This window comes from Massilia niabensis, assembly GCF_042655085.1.
GTDB lineage: Bacteria > Pseudomonadota > Gammaproteobacteria > Burkholderiales > Burkholderiaceae_D > Telluria > Telluria niabensis.
The window spans coordinates 87,166-106,016 of the sequence record NZ_JBHSMU010000016.1 but is presented as its reverse complement, the minus strand read 5'-3'; the positions used below and the strand labels follow the sequence as shown (position 1 = coordinate 106,016).

The following is an 18,851-nucleotide window of genomic DNA, read 5'->3' as shown; positions in this document are numbered from 1 at the left end:
TGCTGGTAAGTAAATAAGTATTAAAAAACCCGCCCGGCCATTGGCCCGGCGGGTTTTTTTATTTACCGCGCAAATCCGCCACCGGCACCTCCACGAACTCCCCCGGCATCAACGGATGCGTCGCCAGCGAAAACGGCCCGATACTGCTGCGCACCAGGCGCAGGGTCGGCAAGCCGACGGCCGCCGTCATGCGCCGCACCTGCCGGTTCTTGCCTTCCTCCAGCGTGATCGCAATCCAGCTCGTCGGCTTGTCCTGGCGCGCGCGGATCGGCGGATCGCGCGGCCATAGCCAATCGGGCTCGGCGATGCGCACTGCGCGGCACGGTTTGGTGACGAAGTCGCCCAGGTCCAGCGGCGCCTGCAGGCGGAGCAGGGCGCCGGCATCCGCCACGCCATCGACCTGCACCAGGTAAGTCTTCGCTTCCTTGTGGTCCGGATGCGCGATCTTGTGCTGCAGCTTGCCGTCGTCGGTCAGCAGCATCAGGCCCTCGCTGTCGGCGTCGAGCCGGCCGGCAGGGTAGATGCCGGGAATATCAAGGTAGTCGGCGAGCGACGCGCGTCCCGGCTGCGGCGAGAACTGGCACAGCACCTGGAACGGTTTGTTGAAGAGAATGAGGGGCATGAACGGATCTGGATCAAAATGGCGGGGCGCCGGCACCGGGGCAGTCGCCAAGGCGGCAAAAAGCTAAACCGTAGCGTCATAAAACGGTCTGGTGCATAATGCAACACACCACAACACGTGGGTGTCTTATACAAGACCCACAGCCGTAGCCGATATTGTAATGTAGATCGCACACCATGCGACCACTTGGGAGAAGACGATGTACCAGCATATCGAAGTGCCCGCCGAGGGCCAGAAAATCACCGTCGGCGCCGATTTTTCGCTCAACGTTCCCGATACGCCGATCATTCCCTATATCGAAGGCGACGGCACCGGCATCGACATCACCCCGGTGATGATCAAGGTGGTCGACGCGGCCGTGGCGAAAGCCTATGGCGGCCAGCGCAAGATCAGCTGGATGGAAATCTTTGCCGGCGAAAAGTCGACCGGCGTGTACGGCCCCGATGTGTGGCTCCCGGGCGAGACGCTGGAAGTGCTGAAGGACTACGTGGTCTCGATCAAGGGCCCGCTGACGACGCCGGTGGGCGGCGGCATCCGGTCGCTCAACGTCGCGCTGCGCCAGGAACTCGACCTGTATGTCTGCCTGCGCCCGGTGCGCTATTTCAAGGGCGTGCCGTCTCCCCTGAAGCAGCCGGAAAAGACCGACATGGTCATCTTCCGCGAAAACTCGGAAGACATCTATGCCGGCATCGAGTGGGCCGAAGGCTCGGAAGGCGTCAAGAAGGTCATCGAATTCCTCACGAAAGAGATGGGCGTCAAGAAGATCCGCTTCCCGGAAACTTCGGGCCTGGGGATCAAGCCGGTCTCGCGTGAAGGCACCGAGCGCCTGGTGCGCAGGGCGATCCAGTACGCGATCGACAACGACAAGCCTTCGGTGACCATTGTCCACAAGGGCAACATCATGAAGTACACCGAAGGCGGGTTCCGCGACTGGGGCTATGCCCTGGCGCAGCGTGAATTCGGCGCCGAGCTGATCGACGGCGGCCCATGGTGCCGCTTCAAGAATCCGAAGACCGGGCGCGACATCATCATCAAGGATTCGATCGCCGACGCCTTCCTGCAGCAGATCCTGCTGCGCCCGGCCGAATACAGCGTGATCGCCACCCTCAACCTGAACGGCGACTATATTTCGGACGCGCTCGCGGCCCAGGTCGGCGGCATCGGCATCGCGCCGGGTGCGAACATGTCCGATTCGGTCGCCATGTTCGAAGCGACCCACGGCACCGCGCCCAAGTATGCAGGCAAGGACTATGTGAACCCGGGCTCGCTCATCCTGTCGGCCGAAATGATGCTGCGCCACATGGGCTGGGTCGAGGCGGCCGACCTGATCATCGCCTCGATGGAGCGGGCGATTACCTCCAAGCGCGTCACCTACGATTTCGCGCGCCTGATGGAGGGCGCGACCCAGGTGTCGTGCTCGGGCTTCGGCGACGTGATGATTGAACAGATGTAACGCGCAGATGTAAGGTGCAGATGTAAGGAACACACGCATCGGTTGACGCAGTTCATCCGGGAAGCCCCGACCGCGCTAGCGGGACGGGGCTTTTTCTTTGGCTGTGGTACGGTATTCCTGCAGCGGCTGGCGCACGCTGCGGGGCGAAGGGCAGGGTAATGGAACAGGGCCTGGCAGGCCCGGCGGGGCGAAAAAAAACCCCGCGTGTAGCGGGGTTTCTCGCTTCCCAGGGGAGTATTACATGCCCTGGATGTTGGAAGCTTGCTTGCCTTTAGGGCCTTGCGTGACTTCGAATTGGACTTTCTGACCTTCTTTGAGGGTCTTAAAACCGTTCATGTTGATTGCGGAGAAATGCGCGAACAGATCCTCACCGCCGTCATCTGGAGTGATGAAGCCAAAGCCTTTGGAATCATTGAACCACTTAACAGTACCAGTTGCCATAAAAGAACTTTCAAATATAAACAAATCACACGAGCCATAAAAGCAAGAAGCTTCTTGCCCCCTCCTCAGCCTGCTCACTTCTTATCAACAAGTACATAAGTACATGTCAATGTTTCCATTGTTGATGCACTAAAGTTGTAAGTCAAGCCCTTTGATACGTCTGTTGTTAATTTTTTCATACGACATGCATACTGTCTCATACTGCCGTGCCAACCCAGCCCTTGATTTCGGCAATCGGGACGCCATCTGCGCTATCAACGGAAAACAAGTAAGATAAAGGCGAATTGAAGTGAGCTGATTGTAGTGATCTCATCGCATTGATCTGACATTTACGCTTTGCATCATCCTTGAACGCTTTAGAATACGCCCATGGCAACCAAGCACGATACCGAACAGCTGCTGGAGCGGCAAGTAGTTAAACCACCGCCGCTCTATCAGGTGGCATTACTGAATGACGATTACACACCAATGGAGTTTGTAGTGGCCGTCATCCAGGAGTACTTCAACAAGGATCGCGAAACGGCGACGCAGATCATGCTCTCCGTACACCGTCATGGTAAAGGAGTGTGCGGGGTGTTTTCCAAAGATATAGCGTGTACCAAAGTGGAGTTTGTCTTAACGCATGCGCGCAAGGCGGGGCATCCCCTGCAGTGCGTGATGGAGGAAGTATGATTGCGCAGGAACTTGAAGTATCCCTACACATGGCCTTTGTCGAAGCTCGACAGGCACGGCACGAGTTCATTACCGTGGAGCACCTGCTGCTTGCGCTCCTCGACAATCCCTCGGCCGCTGAAGTCCTGCGTGCATGCGCGGTCAATATCGACGACCTGCGCAAGACCCTGACCAATTTCATCGGTGACAACACCCCGACCGTGCCAGGCACGGGCGAGGTCGACACCCAGCCGACGCTCGGATTCCAGCGCGTGATCCAGCGCGCGATCATGCACGTGCAGTCGGCCTCGAACGGCAAGAAGGAAGTGACTGGCGCCAACGTGCTCGTCGCCATCTTCGGCGAGAAGGACTCGCACGCTGTTTACTACCTGCACCAGCAGGGCGTGACCCGCCTCGACGTGGTCAACTTCATTTCGCACGGTGTGCGCAAGGACCAGCAGATCGACAGCCAGAAGGCGTCGGAAGGCGTGGAAGAGGCGCAAGTCGAAGGCGCAACGAAGGAAAGCCCGCTCGACCAGTTCACGCAGAACCTGAACAAGGCTGCTGCCGACGGCAAGATCGATCCGCTGATCGGCCGCGAGGAAGAAGTCGACCGCGTGATCCAGATCCTGTGCCGCCGCCGCAAGAACAACCCGCTGCTGGTCGGCGAAGCCGGTGTCGGCAAGACCGCGATCGCGGAAGGCCTGGCATGGCGCATCGTCCAGGAAGACGTGCCCGAAATCCTGCAGAACGCCGTCGTGTTCTCGCTCGACATGGGTGCGCTGCTGGCCGGCACCAAGTACCGCGGCGACTTCGAGCAGCGCCTTAAGGCCGTGCTCAAGCAGCTGAAGGACACGCCGAACGGCATCCTGTTCATCGACGAGATCCACACGATCATCGGCGCTGGTTCGGCTTCGGGCGGCACGCTCGACGCATCGAACCTGCTGAAACCGGCCCTGGCGAACGGCCAGCTGAAATGCATCGGCGCGACCACGTTCACGGAATTCCGCGGCGTGTTCGAGAAGGACCATGCACTGTCCCGCCGCTTCCAGAAGGTGGATGTGAACGAGCCGTCGGTCGAGCAGACCGTGCAGATCCTGCGTGGCCTGAAGTCGCGCTTCGAAGAGCACCACGGCGTGAAGTACTCGTCGTCGGCACTCTCGACTGCGGCGGAATTGGCGGCGCGCTTCATCAACGACCGTCACCTGCCGGACAAGGCGATCGACGTCATCGACGAAGCGGGCGCGGCGCAACGCATCCTGCCGAAGTCGAAGCAGAAGAAAACCATTGGCAAGACCGAGATCGAGGAAATCATCGCGAAGATCGCGCGGATTCCACCGCAAACGGTCAACCAGGACGACCGCAGCAAGCTGCAGACGATCGACCGCGATTTGCGCAACGTCGTCTTCGGCCAGGACCCGGCCATCGATGCGCTGGCTTCGGCCATCAAGATGGCGCGTGCGGGCCTGGGCAAGCAGGACAAGCCGATCGGCTCCTTCCTGTTCTCCGGTCCGACCGGCGTCGGCAAGACCGAGGTGGCCAAGCAGCTCGCGTTCATCCTCGGTATCGAGCTGATCCGCTTCGACATGTCGGAGTACATGGAGCGCCACGCCGTGTCGCGCCTGATCGGTGCGCCGCCGGGTTATGTCGGTTTCGACCAGGGTGGCTTGCTCACCGAAGCCATCACCAAGAAGCCGCATGCGGTGCTGCTGCTCGACGAGATTGAGAAAGCCCATCCGGACATTTTCAACATCCTGCTGCAGGTGATGGACCATGGCACGCTGACCGACAACAACGGACGCAAGGCCGACTTCCGCAACGTGATCATCATCATGACCACGAACGCGGGCGCGGAAAGCCTGACCAAGCGCTCGGTGGGCTTTGTCGATTCGAAGGCAGCCGGCGACGAGATGGCCGACATCAAGCGCATGTTCACGCCGGAGTTCCGCAACCGCCTGGACGCGATCATCAGCTTCCGTGCGCTGGACGAGGAAATCATCCTGCGCGTCGTCGACAAGTTCCTGATGCAACTGGAAGAGCAGCTGCACGAGAAGAAGGTGGAAGCCATCTTTACTGAGAAGCTGCGCAAGTTCCTCGGTGCAAAGGGTTTCGATCCGCAGATGGGTGCGCGCCCGATGTCGCGCCTGATCCAGGACATGATCAGGAAAGCGCTGGCCGACGAGCTGCTGTTCGGCCGCCTGACCAACGGTGGGCGCATCACGGTGGACATGAACGAGAAGGACGAAGTCACGCTCGAGTTCCCGGAAGGCGACGCACTGCCGCCGCCGGCCCCGGCCGAGACGGTTGAGATCGAGTAAGTCTCGATTGTTCACCAAAAACCGCGCCCCGTGCGCGGTTTTTTTTCGCCGTCCAGCCAACATGCTGCTGCGTCCGTCTTTTTTACGACTATGCCCGCCAACTAGTCGTTCCCCTATGGCAAACTCATGCTCCCTAGCAAACTTTGCCTCTGAACATGAACGTGTCTCGCACCATCCTCGCGCTGCTGTTAGCCCCATCATTGGCGCTCATCGGTACTAGCGCCACCGCCGCCGACCCTTATTTCCGCTTCCCCGCCGTGCGCGGCGACACGATCGTGTTCACCGCCGAGGGCGACCTCTGGCGCACGACGACCGCTGGCGGCAAGGCCACGCGCCTGACCACGCACCCGTCGAGCGAAACCCACGCCGCGATCTCGCATGACGGCAAGTTCGCCGCCTTTGCCGCCTCCTACGAAGGCGCCCAGGAAGCCTATGTGATGCCGCTCGAAGGCGGCCTGCCGCGCCGGATCACCTTCGAAAACGGCGGCGTGACCGTGCTCGGCTGGACGGCGCAGGGCGAGGTGCTGGTCAGTACCGAAAATTCGGTCGGCCCGGCCAAGCACCGCATCGTCGCCGCACTCGACCCGGCCAAACTCACGCGCCGCGTGCTGCCGCTGGCCGATGCCAATGACGCCGTGCTGGACGACGCGGGCCGCACCGTGTATTTCACGCGCATGGGCCTGTCGATGACCAATGACAATGTGAAGGCTTACCGCGGTGGCGCCCATGCCCAGTTGTGGCGGTTCGACTTGACGTCAAAAGGCGAGGCCCGGCCGCTGTTCCAGGGTGAATCCACGCATAACCGCGCCAACAACCGGCGCGCCATGTGGTGGCAGGGCCGCCTGTACTTCATCAGCGATGCGGGCGGCGCCGACAATCTCTGGACGGCGCTCCCGGACGGCAGCGAACGCCGCCAGCTCACCCAGCACAAGCAGTGGGACGTGCGCACCGCCTCCCTCGGCGACGGGCGCATCGCCTACCAGCTGGGGGCCGACCTGCGCGTGTTCGACATTGCCAGCGGCGGCGACACCCGCCTGAGCGCCACCCTGCTGTCGGACTTCGACCAGCAGCGCGTGCGCCGCGTAAAGTCGCCGCTGGATGCCTTGACCGGCATCGAAGTGGCCAACAAGCTCGAGCGCATCGTGCTGACGGCGCGCGGACGCGTGACCATCGCCGGCACCGGCAATTACCGCCGCGTCGAAATCGCGGTGCCGGAAGGCGCCCGTGCCAGGGCCGCCGTGTTCAGCCATGACGACAAGTGGATCTACGCATTCGTCGACACCAGTGGCGAGAACGAGATCTGGCGCTACGCCGCCGACGGTTCCGGCCACGGCGAACGCCTGACCACGGACGGCGCCAGCCACCGCTGGAACCTGTACCCGTCACCGGACGGCAAGTGGCTCGCCCACACCGACAAGAAGGGACGCACCTGGCTCCTCGACCTGGCGGCCCGGACCAATGTCATCATCGATGACGCCGGCCTGATGGGCATCGACCGCTCGGACCAGGTGGTGTGGTCGCCCGACAGCCGCAACCTCGCGTTCGTGCGTGCCGGCAGCCGCGAGCGGCGCGACCAGATCGGCATGTTCAACCTCGCGACCCGCGCCATCAGTTTCGTGACGACCGACCGCTACGAGGCCAGCTCCCCGGTATTCTCGCCGGACGGGAAGTGGTTGTATTTCCTGTCCGCGCGCCACTTCAACGTCGGCAATGTCTCGGTCTGGGGCGACCGCAACATGGGGCCCGTGTTCGACAAGCGCGTCGGCGTCTATGCGCTGGCGCTACAGCAGGGCGAACGCTTCCCCTTCAAGCCCGAGGACGAGCTGACCCGCCCCGAAGAAAAGTCGCCCGAAGCCGCCGCCAGGGCCGCGGTCAAGGCGCCCGGCGCCGACGAGCCGGATGGGGCCAGGAATGCGGCGGTGGCGGCGGCCACCGCGGCTGCCAGCGCGACGGCTGCCAACAAGGCCGGCAGCGACAAGCCGAAGCCGCCGACGCCCCCGATCGCCTACAGCGGCCTGCGCGAACGCCTGTACGAAGTGCCGGTCGCGCCCGGCAATTACCGCGCGCTCGCCGTCGACGACAAGCGCCTCTACCTGCTGGAAGCCGACGATGACGGCGCCAAGGGCACGCTCAAGACCGTGGCGATCTCGAGGAGCAGCCCGCAGCCTGAAACCTTCGCCGCCAACGTGCGCGAATTCGGGCTCTCGTTCGATCGCAAGCACATCTTCTACCGCACCTACGCCAGGGGCGCGCCGGGCGACATGCTTATCGTCGATGCCGGCGCCAAGGCGCCTGCCGACCTGTCGAAGTCGAAGGTCAAGATCGACGACTGGGCGGTGAGCTCGAACCCGCGCATGGAGTGGAAACAGATGTTCAACGATGCCTGGCGCATGCACCGCGATTTCCTGTACGACGCCAACATGCGCGGCATCGACTGGAACGCCGCACGCGCCCGCTATGCGCCGCTGGTCGAGCGCGTGACCGACCGCGCCGAACTGGACGACGTGCTGGGCATGATGGTCGGCGAGGTCGGGGCGCTGCACTCGCAGATCCGTCCGGGCGACGTGCGCCGCGCAGCAAACGAAGGCATTCCCGCCAGCCTGGGGGCCGTGCTGAGCCGCACGGCGGAGGGCTACCGCGTCGACCGCGTTTACCGCAGCGAGCCGGAGCTGCCGTCCGAAGCAGGGCCGCTGGCCGCGCCGGATGTCAACGTCAGGGAGGGCGACATCATCACCGCCGTCAACGGCAAGTCGCTGAAGGAGGCGCGCGATATCGCCGACCTGCTGCTCGATACCGCCGGCAAGCAGGTGCTGCTGCATGTGAAAAGCGTGAACGCCACCCAGCCGCGCGCCGTCATCGTCACCCCGGCCACGATGGCAACCCACGCCAGCCTGCGCTACGCCGACTGGGAGCAGGGCAGGGCCCAGCAAACCGACGCCGCTTCGAAGGGGCGGATCGGCTACCTGCACCTGCGCGCGATGGTGGCGCGCGACATCAATGCGTTCGCGCGCGACTTCTACGCCAACATCAACAAGGAAGGCCTGGTCATCGACGTGCGCCGCAATAACGGCGGCAACATCGACAGCTGGATCATCGAAAAGCTGCTGCGCCGCTCCTGGGCTTTCTGGGCATCGAACGGCCTGCAGCCCTACCCGAACATGCAGAACACCTTCCGCGGCCACCTGGTGGTGCTGATGGACGAGCTGACCTATTCGGATGGCGAGACCTTCGCCGCCGGCGTCAAGGCCCTGAAACTCGGGCCCCTGGTCGGCAAGCGCACGGCCGGCGCCGGCGTATGGCTGAGCGACGGCAACGGGCTGATGGATAACGGCATGGCGCGCGTCGCCGAGAACGGCCAGTTTTCAAGCGATGGCGAGTGGCTGATCGAAGGCGTCGGCGTGACGCCCGATGTCGAGGTCGACAACCTGCCGCACGAGACTTTCAATGGGCGCGACCGCCAGCTCGAAGTGGCGCTCGAGCTGCTGGAGAAGAAACTCAAGGAGCAGCCGGTGAAACAATGGAAACCGGCGGCGATCCCGGCCTTGAAGCGTCAATAACGCGGTGTCCTTGCCGCAGCGTGGGTCCTGGCCCACGCTGCATGCCCGTTGCAAGATTCATCACCCTGTCATATTAAATTTCTAAACTGCAAGTATTGGCCACTCCACTACTTGCAATGTCACTCGCAAAACTCCAGACCGGCACCAAGATCCTTGGCTCATTCGGCATCGTCTCCCTCCTGATCGTCACCTTGTCGGGCGTCGCGCTGTGGCGCATGCAGGCCAACGATGCGCTGACCGCCGACCTCGTCTACGACAAACTCGCCAAGCAGCAGCTCGCCTCCGACATGCTCGGCATGGAGCGCCTGAACGGCTCGCGCACGGTGTCGATCGCGCGCAGCGACAGCCTCGAGCTGGCGGACTATTTCCAGGCGCAGCTCGATGACGGCCGCAAGCGCGCCGCCGGCATCGAAGCGCAACTGGCCAGCCTGCCGCGCTCCGGGCGCGAAGGCGCGCTGATCGACACCGCGGCGCGCCACAAGGCGGCACTGGCGGCGATCCAGGCCGAGCTGTTCAAGGCCAAGGAGCTGGGGCAAACGCAGATGGTCGAAGAGCTCGTAGGCGGCCGCTGGGAGGCCGCCTACGGGGCGCGCATCGCCGCGCTGGAAGCGCTGCTGGCCCACGAGAGCACCGAGGCGCACCGGCTGGCCGACGAATCGCAGGGGGCCTCGCACCTCGGCAAGGCCTTGCTGCTGGGCCTGGGCGCGGGCGCGCTGGCGGTCGGCGCCGCGCTCGCCTGGCTCCTTACCCGGAATATCGTGGGACCGCTGCAGCAGGCGGTCATGCTCGCGGAACAGGTGGCGCATGGCGACCTGCGTCCGGTCATTCGCCACCGCCGATTCGACGAGATCGGCCGCCTGTTCGATGCGCTCAACGGCATGACCGGCGGCGTCTCCGCGACGGTGGCGCAGGTGCTGCAGGGCGCGCGTGCGATCGACGCGGCCTCGGGGGACATCGCCGACGGCAACCACGACCTGTCGCGCCGCACCGAAAGGCAGGCCGGCGCCCTGCAGCAGACCGTGGCCGCGATGACGGAACTGACCGGCGCGATCGCCCGCAACAACGCCAGCACGCAGGAAGCGAACACACTCGCGCAGTCGGCTGCGCAGGCAGCAATCGCCGGCGCCCATGCAGTCGAACAGCTGGTCGCGCGGATGGGGGCGATCAAGGCGTCGGCGGACAGGATTGTCGACATCACCGGCATGATCGACAGCATCGCCTTCCAGACCAATATCCTGGCCCTGAACGCCGCCGTGGAAGCGGCGCGCGCAGGCGTGGAAGGGCGCGGCTTCGCCGTGGTCGCGGCCGAGGTGCGCAACCTGGCGCAGCACTCGGCGAAGGCGGCCAGTGAGATCAAGACACTCATTGGCGAGTCGGCCGGCGAAATCCGGACCGGCACCGGCATCGCCAGCGCGGCGGGCGAGACGATGCGCTCGCTGCTGCGGCATGTGCAGGAAGTCGCCGCCATCCTCGGCGCGATCGACCAGGCCAGCGCCGGGCAGGCCAGTGGCGTTGCGCAGGTGAGCGCGGCCATGGCCGACATGGACCTGTCCACGCGCCAGAATGCGGCCATGGTCGGGCAGGCCGCGGCGGCCGCTGAATCGATGCGCCGGCAGGCTGCCGACCTGTCGGAACTGGTCGGCACGTTCAAGGTGCGCGCAGGAGTGGGTAGAGAAGCGGGCAGCGTCGCGGGCAGCGAAGCACGCGCCCTGCTGGCGGCGGCGCCGGAGCTGGCCGCCGCCTGATCAGACCGCCGCCAGGGCCCGCCGCAAATCCTCGCGCTGGTCCTCCAGGTGCTCGACCCCGACCGACAGACGGATCAGGGTATCGCTGATCCCCAGTTCCGCCCGCTGCGCCGGCGGAATCGTTGCATGCGTCATCAGGGCCGGGTGCTCGATCAGGCTCTCGACCCCACCCAGGCTCTCGGCCAGCGTGAATACCTTGCACGCTTCCAGGAAGCGCCGCGCTCCCGCCAGGTCGGACTCCAGCTCGATCGAGATGATGCCGCCGAACCCGCTCATCTGGCGCCGCGCCAGCGCGTGCTGGGGATGCGATTCCAGCCCCGGATAAAACACCTTGCGGACCTTCGGCTCGTGCTCGAGCCATTCGGCCAGCGCCAGCGCGTTGGCGCTGCTGCGCTCCACGCGCAAGGCCAGCGTCTTGATCCCGCGCAGCACGAGGAAGCTGTCGAACGGTCCCTGGATCGCACCGACCGCGTTCTGGATGAAGCCGAGCTGTTCCGCCAGGGGCGCATGGTGCGCGCCAGTACCGACCAGCGCCACGCCGCCGATCACGTCCGAATGGCCGTTCATGTACTTGGTGGTCGAGTGCACGACGATGTCGATCCCGAGTTCCAGCGGCCGCTGGTTGATCGGGCTGGCGAAGGTGTTGTCGCAGACGGTGATGATGCCGCGCTCGCGGCACAAGTGCGAGATCGCCGCCAGGTCGGCCAGTTTCAGCATCGGGTTGGTCGGCGTCTCGACCCAGACCAGGCGCGTCTCGGGCCGTAATGCCGCGGCCAGCGCCTCCGGGTCCGCCAGGTTCACGTAGGTAAAGTCGTGCCCCGCGCTCTTGCGGCGCACGCGCTCGAACAGGCGGTAGGTGCCGCCATACATGTCGTCGCCGGCGACGATGTGCGAGCCGGCCGGCAGCAGCTCGAGCACCGCCGAGATGGCGGCCAGGCCCGAGGCAAAGGCAAAGGCCGCGCCGCCGCTCTCGATGTCGGCGACGCAGCGCTCCAGCGCCCAGCGCGTCGGGTTGTGCGAACGGCCATAGTCGAGGCCCTTGTGCACGCCCGGGCTCTCCTGTGCAAAAGTCGAGGTGGCAAAGATCGGCGTCATGACGGCGCCGGTGGCCGGCTCGGGCGACTGCCCGCCATGGATCACGCGGGTGGCGATGTGTTGTTTGTTCTCTGGTGAGCTCACGATAGCGTCCTGCGCAGGTGGTTGAGGAGGTCGAAGCGGGTGATCAGGCCGTAGAAACGGCGGCCGTCGAAACGGTCGTCGTCGAGGATCACGGCGGTCAGGCCGCGGTCGAGGATGGCGCGCAGGTCCTGCATGCTGGCCGAGGGCCGCAGGGTTTGCAGCTGCGCCGTCATCGTGTCCGCCACTGGCGAGGCGAAGTGCCGGGCATCGGTCGTGACGTGCAGCAGCAGGTCGGACTCGTCGATGATGCCCACCAGGCGGCCCCTGTCGATCACCGGCATCTGCGCCAGGTCACTGCTGCGCATGCGGTTGAAGGCGGTGAGCAGGGTGTCGGTCGGCGCCACCGTCACCACTTCGCCGGCATCGAAGCGGCGCCCGACCAGGTCGCGCAGGTCGCCCATCTTCGGGCGCTGCAGCAGGCCCTGGTCGACCATCCAGCCGTCGCTGTAGACCTTGGTGAGGTAGCGCGTGCCGGTGTCGCACACAAAGGTGACGACGCGTTTCGGGCTGGTCTGGGCGCGGCAGTACTTCAGTGCGGCGGCGAGCAGGGTGCCGGTCGAGGAGCCGGCCAGGATGCCCTCGTGCTGCAACAGGGCGCGCGCCGTCTGGAAGCTTTCCTCGTCGGTGATGGTGTAGGCGCTGCGCACGCGCGAGAGGTCGGCGATGCCGGGAATGAAGTCTTCGCCGATGCCCTCGACCGCCCACGAACCGGCTTCGCTGGCGAGGTGTCCCGTATTCACGTAATCGGCCAGGATCGAGCCCTTCGGGTCGGCCAGCACGAATTCGAGGTCGGGCTGGACGCGGCCGAAGTAGTTCGACAGGCCGGTGAGGGTGCCGGACGAGCCGACGCCGACCACGATCGCGTCGACCTCGTGGCTGGTCTGCTCCCAGATTTCGGGGCCGGTCGTGGTTTCGTGGGCGCGCGGATTGGCCGGGTTGTTGAACTGGTCGGCGAACCAGGCATTCGGAATCTCGCGGGCCAGGCGCGCGGCATAGTCCTGGTAGTACTCCGGGTGGCCCTTGCCGACGTCGGAGCGGGTGAGGTGGATCTCGGCGCCCAGGGCTTTCAGGTGCAATATTTTTTCCGCCGCCATCTTGTCGGGCACGACCAGCACAACCCGGTAGCCCTTGATGCGCGCCACCAGCGCCAGGCCCAGGCCGGTATTGCCGGCCGTGGCCTCGACCACGACGCCGCCGGGCTGAAGGCTGCCGTCGAGTTCAGCCGCTTCGATCATGGCGCGGCCAATGCGGTCCTTGATCGAGCCGCCGGGATTCTGCGATTCCAGTTTCAAGAATAACTGGCACGGACCGGTGTCCATGCGCGTGACCTGTACCAGCGGGGTGTTGCCGATCAGCGAGAAGATTGCCGCCTGGGATGAGTGCTGCAGAGTGCGTTGCATATTGCCTCCAAAGGGCGCCTGGTGGGCGCCGCGACTGCGGAACGAGGGCGCAGGTGGGCGCCGGGGGCCGTGATCAAAATGGCATGCTACGGCGGATCGGCGACCGAGAGTTTGAACTGGCGCGAACTGTGATCGCCCATTTCCCAACAAACCCGCGACGCTTCCCGCAACCAGCATAGCACCGGGATTATTGTCTTAAAAATAAGAAAATCTTATGGTGATATGCGATTTGTCAGGCGTGCTTCTATGCCGCCCGGTAGAGTTATGCGCGCCGCATCGGCCCGCTGTTGCAGAGCGCTGGCACGTTGGAAATTTGCCAACGGCCTCTGCCATGAGCGTTATACTTGAGCAATTAAATCATTCGACCTGTCCAGACCATGACCACCCCACGCATCCTCTCCCTTGCCGTGACCGGCGCCTTAGTTCTGTTGGCAAGCTGCGGAGGGCACGACGGCGTGGAACTCGGCCCCTTCGCGGCGCTGACCGCCACCGAGGGCGACGCACCCATCACCCTGACGGCGCCGACCTCGAAGAGCCCGGCCCCATTCTTCTACACCAGCAGCGACTCGCGCGTGGCGACGGTCCAGGGCGACAAGCTCATCATCGGCGAAGTCGGCACCAGCACGATCACCGCCCAGCAGGGCCGTGAGGGCAGCTACTACCCGACCTCGACCAGCACCACGCTGACCGTGGCAAAGCGCGTCTGCGAACCGCCGGCCGTACTGGAAAGTGGGGCCTGCGTGACACCGCCGGCGACCGCCTCCTACGTCACCACCGGCGCATTGTCCTGGATGCCGACCTGGTTCACAAGAACGTGGGCGCAGGCCGATGCCTACTGCAAGGGGGAGAAGATCAACGGCTCGAACGGATGGCGGCTGCCGAACCAGTTCGAGCTCACGGCACTGGTTGCGTCCGGCGAACTGGCGGAGAAGAAATGGGTCATGCAGGACACCTGGACGTCCAGCGCCGGCGCCGCCGAGAAGCAGCACGTCGCCGTCAACCTGGCCACGAACGCCACCACGTCGGTTGCCGACGCCAACAAGGCCTTCGTCACCTGCGTGCGTTGATGTTTCCCCGGGCGCTGTCAGGATCCTGACGGGAGAACTGAACAATGCGCCTGTCGCGAGGAATCCGTACCGTTGCCGTGCTCGAGGCGTCAAAAGGAATCGTGGTCTTGTTGACCGGCCTGGGCCTGTTCGCCCTGGTGCACCAGGATGTCCAGCGTTTTGCCGAGAGCCTGGTGAGGCACGCGCATTTGAACCCCGCAGCGCATACGCCCCGCGTCTTCCTCGAGTTTGCAAGCAAACTGGACGATGCTCGGCTGATGCAACTTGCCATGGCCGCCATCGCGTATGCGGCCGTGCGCATGATCGAGGCCTATGGCTTGTGGTATGGCCGCGCCTGGGGCGAGGGCTTTGCCGCTGCAAGCGGCGCCGTCTACGTGCCCTTCGAGCTCCGGGAGCTGTACCACCGTCCCGGCTGGCTCGCGGCCTGCCTGCTGGCGCTCAACCTGGCCATCGTGGCCTTCATGCTCTACAGCCTGCGTCGGCGCAGGTCAGCCCGCTGAGCCGTTGACGGAGGCTCATGCGCCGGCCTTGAGCCTGCGCCACAAGGTCGTGCGGCTGATGCCGAGGTGGCGCGCGGCGGCGTCGCGCTGGCCGCCGAAACGGGCCAACACCTGGGCGACGCTTTCCTCGGGCGCGGCCAGGGCCTGCGCTGCAGGCGCAGATCCGGCTGCGGCCAGCTCGGCATCAACCCGCCCCAGCTCCGGAGCAATCGCCAGTAAAAAGCTGGGCGTGAGCGCCTGCAGCGGTTCGGCCGCGAGGAAGAGGGCGAGGCGTTCCATCAGGTTGCGCAGTTCGCGCACGTTGCCCGGCCAGCGATAGCGTTCGAGCAGCGGTGCACAGGCCGTCACTTCGGCATGCAGGTTCGGATGGGGCCGGGCGCCGAGTGCCGCCAGCGCGCCCTTGAGCGACCATTCCGCCAGCGGCGCGATGTCCGGCACCCGCGCGCGCAGCGGCGGCACGGCAAGGCGCAGCACCGCGAGGCGATAGAACAGGTCGGCGCGGAAGCGCCCTTCGCCCACCCGCGCTTCCAGGTCGCAATGGGTGGCGCTGATCACCCGCACCGCGATCGGCACCGGGCGCGTGCCGCCCACGCGCATCACCTCGCGCTCTTCCAGCACCCGCAGCAGCCGCGTCTGCAAGGCCAGCGGCATTTCGCCGATTTCGTCCAAAAACAGCGTGCCGCCATCGGCCGCCTCGAACAGTCCCGCATGCCCTCCGCGGCGCGCACCCGTGAAGGCGCCTTCCTCGTGCCCGAAGAGTTCGGACTCGAGCAGCGACTCGGCAATCGCGCCGCAGTTCACCGCCACGAAGGGCCGGTTCGCGCCCAGGCTGCGCGGCCCCTCGCGGTGGATCGCCTGGGCGACGAGTTCCTTGCCGCTGCCCGTTTCGCCTTCGATCAGCACGGTCGCAGGCGAACGCGCGTACAGCACGGTCGTCTGGCGCAGGCGCTCCATGGCGCCGGACTCGCCGCGCAGGTCGTTCAGGCCGCGCCGCGCCGGCCGCAGGTCCTCAAGCGGCCGGCGCCGGAGGCGGTTCGCCTCCAGCTGGGTCAGGCGCGCCACTTCCAGCGCATCGTCGAAGGCCTGGCGGATCGAGGCCGCCGAATACAGGAACACGCTGTTGACACCGGCTTCCTCGGCCAGGTCCGTGATCAGGCCGGCGCCGACGATGACTCCGATACCGCCCGCCTGCATTTCCTTGATCGCCGCGCGCGCATCCTCGCGCGTCACATAGCTGCGCTGTGCAATCGTCAGGCCGAAGGTGGCGGCAAAGTCCGCCAGTTCCGGCAGCGGCTGCTGGTAGCTGATCACGCCGACCTGCGTGGAGACCTTGCGCGCCCGGCTCAGGGCCTGCAGCAGGTCGAAGCCGCTGGCCTTGGCGTTGACCACCGGCACCGATACCCGGCCCTTCAGGTAGGCGCCGTTCGAGCCGGCCGCGATGACCACGTCGCAGCGTTCGGTTGCCATGCGTTCGCGGATATGGCGCGCCGCTTCGTCGAAGCCGAGGTTGATCGGCTCGATGGTCGCCAGGTGGTCGTATTCGAGCGTAATGTCGCGGAACAGGTCAGACAGGCGCGAGACCGACACGGTCCAGATGACGGGTTTGTCGGAGTCTTGTGGCAGGGGGGAGGGCGGTCGCATGTTTCAATTTTACCGCAACGCTGTTTCATATGTTTCAACTGAAACGCCAAATGAAACATGGAACAGGTGTACGCACCAGCTCGCTTGACGCTAAGCCCTTGAAGTATCAGGCTTTTCCAGGAAGCGGTCGGTAGCCCGGCGGCTGGCACGCTCCTTGCAGTAATAAACACATTCATTACCGAACCACTCAGGAGACCCCATGATCCAATCGCCAGGCGCGCTGTTCCGTCGCGCAGTCCAGGAAGAATCGCCGCTGCAAGTCGTCGGCGCGATCAACGCCAACCATGCCCTGCTCGCCAAGCGCGCCGGCTTCAAGGCCATCTACCTGTCGGGCGGCGGCGTCGCCGCCGGCTCGCTCGGCCTGCCCGACCTCGGCATCTCCAACCTGGACGACGTGCTGACCGACGTGCGCCGCATCACCGACGTGTGCGACCTGCCGCTGCTGGTCGACGTCGACACCGGGTTCGGCTCCTCGGCCTTCAACGTCGCGCGCACGGTGAAATCGATGATCAAGTTCGGCGCCGCCGCGATCCACATCGAAGACCAGGTTGGCGCCAAGCGCTGCGGCCACCGCCCGGGCAAGGAAATCGTCTCGAAACAGGAAATGGTCGACCGCATCAAGGCCGCCGTCGACGCCCGCACCGACGAGAACTTCGTGATCATGGCGCGCACCGACGCGCTGGCCGTGGAAGGCATCGACGCGGCGATCGAGCGCGCGGTGGCCTGTGTCGAAGCCGGTGCTGACATGGTGTTCCCGGAAGCGATGACGGAACTCGCCATGTATTCGCGCTTCGCGAAAGCCGTGGGCGTGCCGATCCTGGCCAACATCACCGAATTCGGTTCGACCCCGCTGTTCACGGTCGACGAATTGAAAACCGCCGATGTGGGCCTGGTGCTGTATCCGCTGTCGGCCTTCCGCGCCATGAACAAGGCGGCTGAAAACGTCTATACGGCCATCCGCCGCGATGGCAGCCAGCAGGCCGTGGTCGACACCATGCAGACCCGTGCCGAACTCTACGACCGTATCAATTACCACGACTTTGAGCAAAAGCTCGACGCGCTGTTCGCGGCGCAGAAAAAATAATTGAATTAATAAACTGAGACCTGAACTGGAGACCAACATGACCGAACAAGCCCCTGCCTTCAAGCCGAAGAAATCCGTTGCCCTGTCGGGCGTCGCCGCCGGTAACACCGCGCTGTGCTCCGTCGGCAAGACCGGCAACGACCTGCACTACCGCGGCTACGACATCCTGGACGTCGCCAACAGCTGCGAATTCGAGGAAATCGCCTACCTGCTGGTGCACGGCAAGCTGCCAACGTCCGCCGAACTGAAGGGCTACAAGGCCAAGCTGCGCTCGCTGCGCGGCCTGCCGCAGGCGGTCAAGCTGGCGCTGGAAGCTCTCCCGGCCGGCAGCCATCCGATGGACGTGATGCGCACCGGCGTCTCGACGCTGGGCTGCACGCTGCCCGAAAAGGACGACCACAACACCCCCGGCGCGCGCGACATCGCGGACCGCCTGATGGCCTCGTTCGGCTCGATGCTGCTGTACTGGTACCACTACAGCCACAACGGCAAGCGCATCGAAACCGAGACCGACGACGATTCGATCGGCGGCCACTTCCTGCACCTGCTGCACGGCCACGCGCCGCGCGAAGAATGGGTCAAGGCGATGCACACCTCGCTGATCCTCTATGCCGAGCACGAATTCAACGCCTCGACCTTTACCGCGCGCGTGATCGCCGGCACCGGCTCCGACATGCACTCGGCCATCACCGGCGCCATCGGCGCCCTGCGCGGCCCGAAGCACGGCGGCGCCAACGAAGTGGCGCTCGAGATCCAGAAGCGCTACGAAAACGCCGACGAAGCCGAAGCCGACATCCGCAACCGCGTCGCGAACAAGGAAGTCGTGATCGGCTTCGGCCATCCGGTTTATACGATTTCCGACCCGCGCAACGTGGTCATCAAGGAAGTGGCGCGCACGCTGTCGGAGAGCGCCGGCTCGATGAAGATGTTCGACATCGCCGAGCGCCTTGAATCGGTCATGTGGGAAGTCAAGAAGATGTTCCCGAACCTGGACTGGTTCTCGGCCGTGTCGTACCACATGATGGGCGTGCCGACCGCCATGTTCACGCCGCTGTTCGTCATCTCGCGCACCTCGGGCTGGGCCGCGCACGTCATCGAGCAGCGCATCGACAACAAGATCATCCGCCCGAGCGCAAACTATGTCGGTCCCGACGACCTCGCGTTCGTGCCGATCGCCGTTCGTAAGTAAAAGA

General features: G+C 64.7%; 14 protein-coding genes. 9 read left to right on the top strand and 5 right to left on the bottom strand.

What is annotated here, in order from left to right; translation table 11 throughout:
- Nucleotides 1–58: 58 nt before the first annotated feature.
- On the bottom strand, nt 59–622 hold the full coding sequence (locus tag ACFPN5_RS21360; protein WP_379785853.1) for a pseudouridine synthase: 564 nt from the start codon (nt 620–622) through the stop codon (nt 59–61).
- A 199-nt stretch (nt 623–821) separates the two neighbouring features.
- On the opposite strand from ACFPN5_RS21360, the gene icd reads away from it, so the two are divergent.
- Nucleotides 822–2,075, top strand: a complete 1,254-nt coding sequence (icd, locus tag ACFPN5_RS21355) for an NADP-dependent isocitrate dehydrogenase (protein WP_379785852.1) — start codon at nt 822–824, stop codon at nt 2,073–2,075.
- Nucleotides 2,076–2,312: 237 nt separating this feature from the next.
- Here icd and cspE read toward each other — a convergent pair whose 3' ends face one another.
- On the bottom strand, nt 2,313–2,516 hold the full coding sequence (gene cspE, locus ACFPN5_RS21350) for a transcription antiterminator/RNA stability regulator CspE (RefSeq protein WP_020653506.1): 204 nt from the start codon (nt 2,514–2,516) through the stop codon (nt 2,313–2,315).
- Between the two features lie 369 nt (nt 2,517–2,885).
- Between cspE and clpS the strand changes: the two genes are divergently transcribed.
- From clpS to ACFPN5_RS21330, 4 genes are all read left to right on the top strand, one after another.
- Entirely contained in the window at nt 2,886–3,188 is a 303-nt protein-coding gene (clpS, locus tag ACFPN5_RS21345) for an ATP-dependent Clp protease adapter ClpS (protein ID WP_192056713.1), read from the top strand.
- Nucleotides 3,185–5,485, top strand: a complete 2,301-nt coding sequence (gene clpA / locus ACFPN5_RS21340; protein WP_379785851.1) for an ATP-dependent Clp protease ATP-binding subunit ClpA — start codon at nt 3,185–3,187, stop codon at nt 5,483–5,485. Before clpS ends, clpA begins: the two co-directional genes overlap by 4 nt.
- Nucleotides 5,486–5,640: 155 nt before the next feature.
- Nucleotides 5,641–9,042, top strand: coding sequence for a S41 family peptidase (locus ACFPN5_RS21335; RefSeq protein ID WP_379785850.1), 3,402 nt, complete (start codon nt 5,641–5,643; stop codon nt 9,040–9,042).
- A gap of 116 nt (nt 9,043–9,158) precedes the next feature.
- Complete coding sequence (locus ACFPN5_RS21330) at nt 9,159–10,787, top strand: methyl-accepting chemotaxis protein (protein WP_379785849.1); 1,629 nt, start codon at nt 9,159–9,161, stop codon at nt 10,785–10,787.
- Here the strand turns inward: ACFPN5_RS21330 and ACFPN5_RS21325 are convergent, their stop codons facing one another.
- Both ACFPN5_RS21325 and ACFPN5_RS21320 read right to left on the bottom strand, forming a co-directional pair.
- Nucleotides 10,788–11,966 (bottom strand): trans-sulfuration enzyme family protein, encoded by a 1,179-nt coding sequence (locus ACFPN5_RS21325; protein WP_379785848.1) that lies wholly within the window; start codon nt 11,964–11,966, stop codon nt 10,788–10,790.
- The gene (locus tag ACFPN5_RS21320; RefSeq protein WP_379785847.1) at nt 11,963–13,366 is read right to left on the bottom strand and encodes a pyridoxal-phosphate dependent enzyme; all 1,404 of its coding nucleotides are present in this window, start codon (nt 13,364–13,366) and stop codon (nt 11,963–11,965) included. The genes ACFPN5_RS21325 and ACFPN5_RS21320 overlap by 4 nt, the downstream gene beginning before the upstream one ends.
- Nucleotides 13,367–13,743: 377 nt before the next feature.
- Between ACFPN5_RS21320 and ACFPN5_RS21315 the strand changes: the two genes are divergently transcribed.
- Together ACFPN5_RS21315 and ACFPN5_RS21310 are read left to right on the top strand one after the other, a co-directional pair.
- Nucleotides 13,744–14,433 carry an Lcl C-terminal domain-containing protein gene (locus ACFPN5_RS21315; protein ID WP_379785846.1) on the top strand — a complete coding sequence of 230 codons (690 nt, stop codon included), beginning with the start codon at nt 13,744–13,746 and terminating at the stop codon, nt 14,431–14,433.
- A 44-nt stretch (nt 14,434–14,477) separates the two neighbouring features.
- Nucleotides 14,478–14,933: a DUF2127 domain-containing protein gene (locus ACFPN5_RS21310; RefSeq protein WP_379785845.1), complete on the top strand. Its 456-nt coding sequence runs from the start codon at nt 14,478–14,480 to the stop codon at nt 14,931–14,933.
- A gap of 15 nt (nt 14,934–14,948) precedes the next feature.
- Here ACFPN5_RS21310 and prpR read toward each other — a convergent pair whose 3' ends face one another.
- Nucleotides 14,949–16,574, bottom strand: a complete 1,626-nt coding sequence (prpR, locus tag ACFPN5_RS21305) for a propionate catabolism operon regulatory protein PrpR (protein WP_379785844.1) — start codon at nt 16,572–16,574, stop codon at nt 14,949–14,951.
- Nucleotides 16,575–16,773: 199 nt separating this feature from the next.
- Here prpR and prpB point away from each other — a divergent pair, with 199 nt between their 5' ends.
- Together prpB and prpC are read left to right on the top strand one after the other, a co-directional pair.
- Nucleotides 16,774–17,658, top strand: a complete 885-nt coding sequence (prpB, locus tag ACFPN5_RS21300; RefSeq protein ID WP_379785843.1) for a methylisocitrate lyase — start codon at nt 16,774–16,776, stop codon at nt 17,656–17,658.
- A gap of 37 nt (nt 17,659–17,695) precedes the next feature.
- Nucleotides 17,696–18,847 (top strand): bifunctional 2-methylcitrate synthase/citrate synthase, encoded by a 1,152-nt coding sequence (prpC, locus tag ACFPN5_RS21295; protein ID WP_379785842.1) that lies wholly within the window; start codon nt 17,696–17,698, stop codon nt 18,845–18,847.
- Nucleotides 18,848–18,851 lie beyond the last annotated feature (4 nt).

Coding starts and splice junctions, on each gene's coding strand:
- ACFPN5_RS21360 (WP_379785853.1), bottom strand. CDS start 622: ATGCCCCTCATTCTCTTCAACAAACCGTTCCAGGTGCTGTGCCAGTTC.
- icd (WP_379785852.1), top strand. CDS start 822: ATGTACCAGCATATCGAAGTGCCCGCCGAGGGCCAGAAAATCACCGTC.
- cspE (WP_020653506.1), bottom strand. CDS start 2,516: ATGGCAACTGGTACTGTTAAGTGGTTCAATGATTCCAAAGGCTTTGGC.
- clpS (WP_192056713.1), top strand. CDS start 2,886: ATGGCAACCAAGCACGATACCGAACAGCTGCTGGAGCGGCAAGTAGTT.
- clpA (WP_379785851.1), top strand. CDS start 3,185: ATGATTGCGCAGGAACTTGAAGTATCCCTACACATGGCCTTTGTCGAA.
- ACFPN5_RS21335 (WP_379785850.1), top strand. CDS start 5,641: ATGAACGTGTCTCGCACCATCCTCGCGCTGCTGTTAGCCCCATCATTG.
- ACFPN5_RS21330 (WP_379785849.1), top strand. CDS start 9,159: ATGTCACTCGCAAAACTCCAGACCGGCACCAAGATCCTTGGCTCATTC.
- ACFPN5_RS21320 (WP_379785847.1), bottom strand. CDS start 13,366: ATGCAACGCACTCTGCAGCACTCATCCCAGGCGGCAATCTTCTCGCTG.
- ACFPN5_RS21315 (WP_379785846.1), top strand. CDS start 13,744: ATGACCACCCCACGCATCCTCTCCCTTGCCGTGACCGGCGCCTTAGTT.
- ACFPN5_RS21310 (WP_379785845.1), top strand. CDS start 14,478: ATGCGCCTGTCGCGAGGAATCCGTACCGTTGCCGTGCTCGAGGCGTCA.
- prpR (WP_379785844.1), bottom strand. CDS start 16,574: ATGCGACCGCCCTCCCCCCTGCCACAAGACTCCGACAAACCCGTCATC.
- prpB (WP_379785843.1), top strand. CDS start 16,774: ATGATCCAATCGCCAGGCGCGCTGTTCCGTCGCGCAGTCCAGGAAGAA.
- prpC (WP_379785842.1), top strand. CDS start 17,696: ATGACCGAACAAGCCCCTGCCTTCAAGCCGAAGAAATCCGTTGCCCTG.